Here is a 10,789-nt window from a genome sequence, read left to right as displayed (position 1 = left end):
GGCAAATGGATGGGGCGGCGTTTGTCGCCGTCCATTGGCCTTGAGTTTCAAAATGTCGCTTTGGCCACCGAGTTCCCGGACGAAGACATCGCTTCGTTGCGACGGTTGCTGTGCGAACACAAGGTCCTGGTATTCCGCCAGCAAGACCTGACGCCGGCACAGCACGTCGCATTCGCACGCCGCTTTGGGGATCTGGAAGTGCATCCTTTTATCGGCCACCACCCGGACCACCGCGAACTCGTCACGTTCGTTCATAACAGCGACAGCCGTGGTATCGAGAACGTCTTCCATTCCGATACTTCGTTCTATCGCGAGCCCTCGATGGGCTCAATTCTTAGATGTGTGGAATGCCCGGAAGTAGGGGGAGACACCATCTTCGTCAATATGGTCACCGCGTATGAAGCACTTCCCCAAGCGGTCAAAGACAGGATTCGCGAGCTGGGCGCGATTCATGACACGTGTGTGGCATTCGGAAATCGTGAGCCGTCGGTCGAAGGACGAGAGGAGTTGCGCAAGAAATATCCCTCCGTCGAACACCCCGTCGTGCGCACCCATCCCGAAACGGGCGAGAAGATCCTGTTTGTCAACGAGGCATTTGCGACCCATTTCGCCAACTACCGGCAAGTGAACGACGGGATTTGGAATCAAGATGCGCCGACGCAAGCGCGCGACTTGTTCGCTTATCTGTTACGGCAGGCGCGCACCCCCGAATTCCAGGTACGCATTCAATGGGAGAAGGACACGGTTGTCTTCTGGGACAACCGTGCCGTTCAGCATTATGCGATCTCGGACTATTACCCGAATACGCGCAGCATGATGCGCGCGACGATTATTGGCGATCGCCCGCGTTGAACGCCGTCATCCCTTTTTGTGAGCCGAGCCATCAATGAAAAACCTTTTATCGCCTGCCTTTCTCAACGGCAGCACGCGGCTGTTGCTCATCGACGGAAAGTGGGTCCCGGCACTATCCGGCAAGGTGTTTACGACCTGCAATCCCGCCAACGGAGTTGCGCTAGCGGAGGTCTCCGACGGGGGCGCGGAAGACATCAACATAGCTGTCGCGGCGGCTCGTCGAGCTTTCGAAAGCGGTCCGTGGCACAGCATGAAGCCTTTCGATCGCCAGCAGTGCCTGTTGCGGCTAGCCGACCTGATTGACGCGAATTTCGACGAACTGGCCTTGCTCGATACACTGGACATGGGGGCCCCGGTGGCTTCAATTGCCGGCAAGCGGCGACGCGCGGTCGCACTGCTACGTTACTACGCGGGCCTGGCGACTGCGCTCCACGGGCAGACCATCGACAACTCCCAACCCGGCAACATCTTCTCCCACACCGTTAAGGAACCGGTGGGCGTGGTCGGCGCCATCAACGCGTGGAACGGTCCGCTCGGCATGGCTATCTGGAAGACCGCTCCGGCACTCGCCGCAGGATGCACGATCGTGCTTAAGCCCGCGGAACAGGCACCGCTGTCCCCGCTGCGGTTTGGCGAGCTATGCCTGGAAGCAGGCATTCCGCCCGGCGTCGTGAACGTGGTACCAGGAGGTGCAGCTGCCGGTGCAGCCCTGGCCGCGCATCCCGACGTCGACAAGGTGGCCTTTACCGGCTCAACCGAAGTCGGTCGAAAGATCATCCAGGCGTCGGCCGGCAACATCAAGCGTGTGTCCCTGGAACTGGGCGGCAAGTCACCGAATATCGTCTTTGCCGATGCGGATATGGACCTCGCCGTTCCGGGTGCCGCGATGGCTGTATTCGCCAATACTGGGCAAGTCTGCAGCGCCGGCAGCCGGCTATTTGTCCAGCGTAGCGTTCATGACGAATTCGTGGCACGCCTGGGCGCGTTCGCGAAGTCGTTGCGGGTAGGTGATCCGACGTTCGAGGATACGCAACTCGGCCCGTTGGTATCGCAGGCACAACTGGACCGAGTCGAAACGTATCTGAAACTCGGCGCCGATCAGGGCGCCAAGCTGGTCGCAGGCGGTCATCGGCTGAAATCGGGCGGACTGGACGGCGGCTATTTCGTCGAACCTACTGTTTTTGCCGGCGTTCGGGACGAGATGGCCATCGCGACCGACGAGATCTTCGGGCCGGTCATCTCAGTGATGCCGTTCGATACAGTGGATGAAGCGATTTCCCGGGGTAATGCCACGTCCTACGGCTTAGGCAGTGGCGTGTGGACGCGTGATCTCAACAACGCATACAAGGTGTCCCGTGGCCTGCGCGCCGGTTCGGTGTGGATCAACTGTTATCAGGCAATGGACGCGGCCGTGCCGTTTGGCGGCTACAAGACAAGCGGTTATGGTCGCGAGTCCGGCATCGAACATATGGAGGAGTTCCTTCACACCAAAGCCGTCTGGACCCGAGTCTCTTGAACTACCTCGCGTGCCGCTTCGGCGGCCGCACGCGACAGCGCCCACCCGGCTCGGGGCGCGTTGACGGATGGGCGACGCCGCGGTCCGGCTTAGTGATTGTGCCAATGGAGATGTTTATGTATTTGCGAAACGCGTGGTATGCAGCGATGTGGTCGGAGACGCTCGGGGCCGGCAAGCTTGTCCCGAGAACCATCCTTGATGAACCACTGGTTTTCTTCCGTAAGACATCAGGTGAGGTCGCTGCGCTGACCGACCTCTGCCCTCACAAATTCGCCCCGTTGCATTTGGGGAAGCTACTGCCTGGCGATCGTGTGCAATGCGGTTACCATGGCCTGGAATTCGTGCCTTCCGGCGAATGCGTACGAAACCCGCACGGTTCCGAACGAATCTCGCCGAACTGCAAGGTCCGCAGCTATAGCGCGATCGAACGGCACTCGATGGTCTGGATCTGGATGGGCAGCGCTCCCGCAGACCCCTCTCTCGTTCCGGACTACTCATTCATGAACGACGATTCAGGATACGACATTACCCGAAGAGACTTCCTTCGGATCAATGCCAACTACCGCCTGGTCGCAGATAACTTGATGGATCTGAGCCACTCACCATACCTGCATGATGGTGTCATTGGAGGGCCCGACACCATCAAGGCGGAAATCCGCGTTGAGCAGGAAGGCAACACGGTGAAAGTCCACCGACCCAAGCAAAACGTACGCCCTACTGGCTTGCTGGACCGGGTGTACCGGAAGGACGGCGCTCGTGTCGATATCTGGTCGACGATTCGTTGGGCAGCACCGTGCTACATTCTCAACGACACGGGCGCCTATCCCCCCGGAGGCGAACGCTCCGATGGCGCCGGCGTGCTAGGTGCGCATCTGCTGACACCGGAAACCGAGGACACGACGCTGTACCACTTTGCGGCAGCGCGCACCGGGACATTGTTCGACAAGGACGAGGACCAGATCGCCTTCAGGCAATGGCTGTCGGACGCTCGGCGACATGCCTTCGCAAATCAGGATGAGCCGATAATCGAGGCGCAATATCAGATGCGCAAGACCTATCCCGCGGCAACCACCAAGCCGGTTCTGCTGGAAACCGATGCCGGTCCGGTTCGATGCAATCGGATTCTGGATGAGATGATTCTCAAAGAAAAGCTGCTTTCTTCGTAGGCCGCGAGTATCGACGCGCCCAGCGGCACCCGCAGCGAGTTCTTCGTGTTGCCGGGCGCCACTGGGCATGCAACCAGATCGCGGGCGCAATGGCCGCCTAATCCCCATTCGCGAAGCCTACGCTTCCTGCGCAAGCTCCCGACTCGACTAATCAACTAGAACAAGTAATCGCGATCGAGATCCTGGCGGCAAAGAAACATACAGAATAACCGGTACCCGACCAAGTCGATTGGCCGCGCCAGCCGGTCGAAATTGTTGCGGCGGCTCGCATTCAAGGCACGATGTTACGGACGAAATTCGACCGTCATCAACCACTGTGCTCGTTGAACAACCGGTGGAGCGCATAGGGTCATACGCTTGCAAAGGCGCCGTTGCCGGCTCGCCACTGTGCCTGTCCCGCAGCCCCATTTCTCACAATCGTGACGTAAACGCGGAGCGAGATGTCTTGGGCGCCGAGCTAGCGGAGTTCACCGATGGGAGACAGCATAACCCACATATAATCCAGATGAAATGAGAAACGCTTTCCGTTAGGAAAGCGAATCATTAATAAGTCGGACGATCAACGACTGAGGTATGCGCCTAGAACTTTAGGCGGTACGCAGCTGCGAGCAAGAGTTGATTCGCGCCCACTGAAGACGGCGCAATCGTATACATCACGACCTGCCCGTCATGCGTCGTCCCATAGTCGACGAACAGTGCCAGATCAGTGCGCTTTGACAAGAAATAATCCAACCCAACCTGCGCTATATTCCAGTGCGGTGAGCGCTCATAACCGCCGTATTTACCGGCGGTGTACGTATAGCCGGCCGAGAGTTCGAGATCCGGCTGTGCGTACCAGCCGACATTGGCGTCGTAGTTGGTCAGATGCAGGCTAGTATTGTCGAGGTAGGTGAAGCGAACGTCCGTGACGATGGCTGCCAGTGTGACATTACCCACCTTGTATTTGCCACCCACACCGAATACACGCTGCGTTCGTACACCCACCTTCGAGCTAAGCGGACTGGTGTGAAACAGCACGAATGGTACCCCGACGTAGTCGACGGTGGCTGCGCCATTGGCGTTGATCACAGTTCCCGGTCTGTCAAGGTTCGAGTACGCAGCACCCAGCTTTAATGGGCCGTATTCGTAGGAAAGGCCTGTGCTAAAAAGGCGGTTGTTCGCAAAGCTGGAATCGTTACTCATCGCATACATCACTTCGCCCTGAACCCCGCTGACAGTGGGCGTTCGATACTTGATCGAATTGTTGTAATGTACGCTCCCCAGAATATTGTCGTTATCACCAATATGTGCACCCAAGCCGGTACCCGCTACCATCATTGAATACTCGGCGAGATAATCGAAGCTTACCTCGAATTGGCGTCCCAGCGTAACCCTGCCCCATTGGCTGCCGCTCAGTCCGACGTATGCTTGCCGGCCGAACTCCAGCCCGAACTGTGCGTTGCCGTTCATGGAATTGAAGGCACTGTCGAGAGCAAAGATCGCTTGCAAGCCGCCACCAAGATCTTCGATCCCCTGAATGCCCCAGCGATTATTCTGCAAGCTGCCGGTCAACGTCGTGACAACCGATTTACCGCCTTCGTTATTCACATACCCGATGCCTCCCGACACAATCCCGTACAACGTTACCGAACTTTGTGCGTAAGAAGGTGCGTGAAAGATCAACCCTACAGCCACGCATATAGCCACACGTGAAGTTCGCGCGAATCGTGATTTACTCATCTCCGTCTCCAATTATGTTTTTTTAAACTGTGTTTTGCTACTGCCTACCGAAATAGCCATTGTCCACAGCCATTCGGCTGAACTCGATCATGCTGCTGCGTTCTCGGATCCAGACAGGCGGCATGCTGCGCCATCGGACAACGCATCGATCCAAATGGGCTCGATGACGATTGAAAGCGCTACTGCTGCCGTTGCTCATACGACATGCTTCGTGGCGCTCGCTACAGGACTGCACGCTAAGGACTGCAGATTGCCCCGGCCAAGGGTCACGCACCAGACACCAACCTATCGCAAATAGCCGTTGCCACGTGTCGTTGTCAAACTGTGGCCGTCGACCGGCGCAACACGCGGCCTGCCAGCAAGACGCAGCACGCCGAGATAACAAAAACGACGACGACAACGACAAGGCCCGGAGCGAGATCATGCATTCTGTCTTGAACGTGACCAATGACCATCGGCCCAATCCAGCCTCCGAACAGCGCCCCAACCGAGCTGATCAGCGCAATCGCCGCTGGCTTGACTTTGGCCGGAAAGTAGGTTTGAGGAATCGCCCAGAAGATCGCGTACGAAGAGTAAACTCCGATGTTGGCAAGCATGAAGCCACCGAGAGAAGCGAACACTTCGTGCGAGATCGCGACGATGCCGTAACCTACCGCCGCCAGCAGCATGCAGGCGGACGCATGATAGATGCGCTCTCGCTTTCGATCGGAGTGCCGGCACAGAAAGGTCATGCCGACCATGCCGGCTAATGGCGGAACAGCGGAGATCAAGCCGATATAGCGTAGTGGAACGCCATTGGCGTGCATGATCTGCGGAAGCCAAACCGCCAATGACGCCGCGCCGCAGAAAATGCCAATAAAGGCCAGCGAAAGCAGGAACATTGCCGGACTTTTCAATAGCTGCCTCGCGGTCCCAATATCGTGCTTCACTTCGAGGCGCACATCCGCATCGACCTCTTCCTGCAGCCACTTGCGTTCGTGCTCTGCGAGCCAATGCGCGTCTTTGGGTCGATTTGTCAGATAGAAGATTCCGAAAATACCAAGGGCAACGGCGGGCAAACCTTCAAGCAGGAACAGCCATTTCCAGCCAGGCACGTTGAGCACTCCGTCGAGCTGAAGAATGGCGCCGGATATCAGGGAAGCAAGGACATACGCGCACGGAACCGCATAGGAAAACATGGCGTTATAGCGGGCCCGGTACGCCGACGGAATCCAGAAGCTCAGAAACAGAAAAACGCCCGGACTCAGCCCTGCCTCAGCCACCCCGAGCGCCGCGCGCACCACGTAAAAACCCATCGGTCCCTTGACGAATGCCATTGACATCGTCACGACGCCGAACAGCAATGCGATCCGCGTAAGCGTGACGCGCGCGCCGAATCGGGCCAGCATCAGATTGCTCGGCAGCTCGAAAATGGCATAGCCCAGAAAGAGTACGCCGACGCCGACGCTGAACATTTGTGACGTCAGGCCGAGATCGCGATTCATCGAAAAAGCAGCGAAGCCCAAATTGCCTCGATCGAGTATCGAAATCAGATAGAGCGCGAACAAATACCACATCATGCGCCGCCCGACCTTGCGAATGACATAGCTCTTGTCTTCGGCGACAGACGTGGGTGCGGCACGGTCGGGTTTCCGCTCAAGAGAGGGTGAGTGTGAAGGGGCAACCATGTCTGTCTCCGATTAATTAGATTTAAAACACATGCAGACGTCCGTTTATGTCGGACCAAGACCAGGCGCCGGAAAGAAGGCTTGTCACGGGCGATGCGAACTTGTCAATGTTCGACCGACGGAAAGTGGGGTGCATGAGAATGGCGCACTCCCGTAACCTGGTCCTCTAAACCTTTGTACGATGCATCGTCATCTTGTTCGCGCAACTGCACCCCGGACGGTGTCGACGATATGGCACGGGTCCGCCGGGTCACTGTCGCCGCGCCACGCGCATTGACCATCGGGACGGACCAATACCAGCCGCTGCTCGTATGCGGCCTGTGCTTCCGCGTTATTGATCACCACAACTTTGAGCGGCACCTTACGCTCCTGCGCCGCAGCGACCAACCCTTCGCCCGACGGAGCATCGTCACCGAACCGCAGTAAGACGAACTCTTTCCCGAACAGATCGAGCGTCGATACGTCCTTGTCCAGCCATACATGCGGCGCACGCGATCCAGGGCGAGCAGTCTGCGTATAGGTCGAGACGGTATCCGGTGGCGCAGGCGTTCCATCGGGCACAATGATGGGCGAGTTTTCGTACATGTAGCCGAGGTGAATACCCATACTGAACCATTCACGGCGCATCATTTCGGTATAGTCGTTGCCGAATTCCATCCGTGCCTGCGCACCCTCTGGCGTATCGTCGAATAATTCCTTTGGAGGCTGCTTCACTCTCGGATTGAGCATGCGCTTCAGATTGTCGGTGGCTTCGGCAACGTTGCGCAGTCCAACCGGACGCTGTTCGATTTCGTAGGACTCGAGAATATGGTCTCCACCCCACCCCTTGATCTTCGATTCCAGCTTCCACGACAGATTGACCGCATCCTGAATGCCGGTATTCATACCAAACCCGCCAGTGGGTGAAGTCAGATGAGCCGCATCACCAGCAAGGAATACGCGTTTTGTACCGTAACGCGACGCCACGAGTTGGCGCCTGACCCACGGCAGGACCGAGAGAATCTCGAAGTCGAAATCACGACCTACCGCCCGCATGATCGCGGCGCGCAATTCATCATTCGAGTAGCTTCGCCTGTCGGCACCCCCGACGACGGAAAAGCGCCATTGGTCACGCCCGTTTATCGCCACCAGCGTCGCCCAAGTGCCTTCCTCGCCGATAAAAATGTAGCGATAGGCCGGCTTCATATGATGCAATCGTTCCAGGCCGTCGCGACGGAAAATGACGTTCGTCGTATACGTCAACGCAACAGGGCCTTCCATCGGAATATCAAGCGCTTGCCGAACTGCGCTGGCGCCGCCGTCGGTGCCAACTAGATAACAGGCTTCAATCTCTTCGCTATCGCCAGTGCGCACGTTCCGCACCGTCGCAATTACGCCTTGCTCATGCTCAGAGAAGCTCACCAATTCGGTCTCGTAGCGCAGTGTCGCCAATTGCGAACGTTCAGCGAAACGCCGCAATACCGGATCAAAGAAGTTCTGCGGGCAACGCTCGCGCTTTTGCGGACTTTCTGGCGGACAGGGTTCCGCCCTCACGGAGGGAAACGGCTCGCGCCCGAATTCATACCCGTTGAGCGTCGTCACCCATGCGCAATCCTGAGGATATTCACGGTTATACCCAGCGTTTTCGACCCACGGAACAATACCCCAGCGCCGGCAGTATTCCATTGACCGGATGCCGACCATATCCATTTTTGCTTGACGGATGACGCCGTCAGACTTTTCGATCAGCGCGCACTCGATACCGCGCCAACCAAGGTCGCCGGCAAGGGAAAGACCGATCGGGCCAGCGCCAACGATCAGGACAGGAATTTTTCTGTTTGCCATGATTTCAATCTTTGAAGGAACGTTGATTAATTTCGAGTGGTTTCGAAACGGACTATCGGCACCGCATCCGTTTCCCTGACGGCCACCGTCATTTCCCCCACCCTTGCGATGCGAATGCTGACCTTGTCGCCGGGTTTGATTGGGCCAATTCCTTCAGGCGTGCCGGTGGCGATCACATCTCCGGGGTAAAGTGTCATGACAGACGACACCAATTCGATCAGTTCGGCCACGCCAACTATCATGTCGCGCGTATTGGCCTCCTGGCGGCACTCGCCATTGACGAAGAGCTGGTTGGTCAATTGCTGTGGGTCGCCGACTTCATCTGCGGTCACGATCCATGGCCCGATCGGCGTGAAGGTCTCGAACGACTTGCGCATGACGCGCTCTTCTTCGGCGACGTCTTTTTCGATGCGCATGGTGACGTCGATCAGACAGCTATATCCGAACACCGATGCCAATGCGTTCTCGCGCGTGACGTTTCGGGTCACCTTGCCGATGATGACTGCAAGCTCCGACTCGTGATCGAAACGGCGTCCCGACCCGCGCGGCAGTTCGATGCCGCGCGCAGGCCCGGTCAGCGACGCCGTCGACTTCATGAAAAATCCCTGCTCGCGCGCCGAACGACCTTTTTTGGTGACAGCCAAGCTGCCCATCTCGGCAATATGCTTGCGGTAGTTCGCAGGCGCCGCTACCACATGTACCGGGCACGGATTAGGCGGCAGCAGACTTACCGATGCCAACGGAATAGGTTGCGCCAAACTGCGTGCCTGCTGCACCGACGGCAGCAACTCGCCCCACGATGCAATCGCCCGGGTCATAAATACTGGGGGCCACGCACCGGACGCATTGGGGATGGCAGCGGTGATGTCGAAAATCGAATCTCCTTCCACCAGCCCGACACGATAATCATTAAAGACGGCAATCTTCATTTTTGCTCTCTAAGCTTAAGCAGGAAATTTCTATTCGGGCGCGTATTCTTCGCGGAGTAGACCGAGCGCTTTCATCAAGGGAACATCGTTGACCTGAAACATCGTCGCGCTCGCTTGCTGCGAGCCATTCACGTGTTCATACCAGCACCACGGAGGGATGGCGATGAAATCGCCGGCTTGCCAGTCGAACCGCTGGCCCTCGACGACGGTGGTACCACTGCCGCTAATGACATAGTTAAGGACGCTACCGGTGTGACGCTGACGCAGACAGCGACTTCCAGCGCGCATACGTTGCAAGCGCGTACCGATAGTCGGCAACGCAGGGCCGCCTGTCACAGGATTCTGATACTCAAGCTCGGTGTCGCTGTGTGGTTCGGCGGGCAGATGGCTTGCCGCTGCCAGCGCTTCCTCGGCCTGTTGCGCGGGGTAGATCAGCAACGGATTCACGCCGTCACGTACTGGTGCGCGCGCCGGCCGCATGATGCCGCTGCCGAACTGTTGCCAGGAGCGGCGTGGAAACTCCGATACGGGCTGTAGATCGACAGGAGACGGCTCGAAGAAAGTGGCATGCATGGCACGAACCAGCGAGATGTCGAGCACATCGAGCCAAATCATCGGCTTGTCGCCGCGATGCTCGTGGTCATGCCAGGTCCAGCCCGGCGTAACAACGAGATCGCCTTCATTCATCGGATATTGCTCGCCGTCGACTGTCGTGAACGCGCCATGTCCATGCATGATGAAGCGTAGCGCGTGGGCCGTATGCCGGTGTGCCGTCGCCACTTCGCCGGGCAGGATGTATTGAATCGACGCCCAGAACGTCGGCGTGGTGCCATACGGCAAGCCTGGATTGGTCAGGCGCAACGTCCGCCGATTGCCACCGGCCTCGAGCTTCAGGCCCGCGCCGACACGCTCCAGCATCGGCGCCAGGTCGTTCCACCTCCAGTGCAAAGGCAGCATGCTCGATTTGGGTTCCCTCGTAAACAAGGGAGGGTCGTCAACCTGGTGGACCCGGCAGTTGAATCGTTCGAGGTCGACGGCAAGGCTACGGCGCTCTTCTGCATCCGTCGTTCGGGTAACTGGTAATTCAGACATATCCATCTTCTCCGCGCTTCAGAG

General features: G+C 57.8%; 8 protein-coding genes. 3 read left to right on the top strand and 5 right to left on the bottom strand.

From position 1 onward, the window contains the following. The 3 genes from B0G81_RS43425 to B0G81_RS43415 form a co-directional block, all read left to right on the top strand. On the top strand, positions 1 to 852 hold an 852-nt coding region (locus B0G81_RS43425), incomplete at its 5' end, for a TauD/TfdA family dioxygenase (protein ID WP_134144099.1). 34 nt (positions 853 to 886) lie between these two features. Further along, a complete protein-coding gene (locus B0G81_RS43420; RefSeq protein ID WP_134144098.1) occupies positions 887 to 2,368 on the top strand; it encodes an aldehyde dehydrogenase family protein in 1,482 nt (493 codons plus the stop codon). Between the two features lie 116 nt (positions 2,369 to 2,484). Further along, a complete protein-coding gene (locus tag B0G81_RS43415; RefSeq protein WP_166679234.1) occupies positions 2,485 to 3,534 on the top strand; it encodes an aromatic ring-hydroxylating dioxygenase subunit alpha in 1,050 nt (349 codons plus the stop codon). A gap of 579 nt (positions 3,535 to 4,113) precedes the next feature. Here the strand turns inward: B0G81_RS43415 and B0G81_RS43410 are convergent. The 5 genes from B0G81_RS43410 to B0G81_RS43390 form a co-directional block, all read right to left on the bottom strand. Continuing rightward, entirely contained in the window at positions 4,114 to 5,253 is a 1,140-nt protein-coding gene (locus B0G81_RS43410; protein ID WP_134144096.1) for a porin, read from the bottom strand. 317 nt (positions 5,254 to 5,570) lie between these two features. Next, on the bottom strand, positions 5,571 to 6,920 hold the full coding sequence (locus B0G81_RS43405) for an MFS transporter (protein ID WP_134144095.1): 1,350 nt from the start codon (positions 6,918 to 6,920) through the stop codon (positions 5,571 to 5,573). A gap of 189 nt (positions 6,921 to 7,109) precedes the next feature. Then, positions 7,110 to 8,744: an FAD-dependent oxidoreductase gene (locus B0G81_RS43400; protein WP_134144094.1), complete on the bottom strand. Its 1,635-nt coding sequence runs from the start codon at positions 8,742 to 8,744 to the stop codon at positions 7,110 to 7,112. Between the two features lie 26 nt (positions 8,745 to 8,770). Continuing rightward, positions 8,771 to 9,673, bottom strand: a complete 903-nt coding sequence (locus tag B0G81_RS43395; protein ID WP_134144093.1) for a fumarylacetoacetate hydrolase family protein — start codon at positions 9,671 to 9,673, stop codon at positions 8,771 to 8,773. A 30-nt stretch (positions 9,674 to 9,703) separates the two neighbouring features. Beyond that, positions 9,704 to 10,630: a cupin domain-containing protein gene (locus B0G81_RS43390; RefSeq protein ID WP_208328662.1), complete on the bottom strand. Its 927-nt coding sequence runs from the start codon at positions 10,628 to 10,630 to the stop codon at positions 9,704 to 9,706. Positions 10,631 to 10,789: the final 159 nt, after the last annotated feature.

The sequence above is a fragment of the Paraburkholderia sp. BL6665CI2N2 genome, assembly GCF_004366535.1.
Lineage (GTDB): Bacteria > Pseudomonadota > Gammaproteobacteria > Burkholderiales > Burkholderiaceae > Paraburkholderia.
Note: the sequence above shows the minus strand (reverse complement) of the source record. Positions and strands in the feature narration are given on the sequence as shown.

Excerpts from the sequence above, each read along its gene's own strand:
- B0G81_RS43420 (WP_134144098.1), top strand. The coding sequence starts at position 887 with ATGAAAAACCTTTTATCGCCTGCCTTTCTCAACGGCAGCACGCGGCTG.
- B0G81_RS43415 (WP_166679234.1), top strand. The coding sequence starts at position 2,485 with ATGTATTTGCGAAACGCGTGGTATGCAGCGATGTGGTCGGAGACGCTC.
- B0G81_RS43410 (WP_134144096.1), bottom strand. The coding sequence starts at position 5,253 with ATGAGTAAATCACGATTCGCGCGAACTTCACGTGTGGCTATATGCGTG.
- B0G81_RS43405 (WP_134144095.1), bottom strand. The coding sequence starts at position 6,920 with ATGGTTGCCCCTTCACACTCACCCTCTCTTGAGCGGAAACCCGACCGT.
- B0G81_RS43400 (WP_134144094.1), bottom strand. The coding sequence starts at position 8,744 with ATGGCAAACAGAAAAATTCCTGTCCTGATCGTTGGCGCTGGCCCGATC.
- B0G81_RS43395 (WP_134144093.1), bottom strand. The coding sequence starts at position 9,673 with ATGAAGATTGCCGTCTTTAATGATTATCGTGTCGGGCTGGTGGAAGGA.
- B0G81_RS43390 (WP_208328662.1), bottom strand. The coding sequence starts at position 10,630 with ATGCTGCCTTTGCACTGGAGGTGGAACGACCTGGCGCCGATGCTGGAG.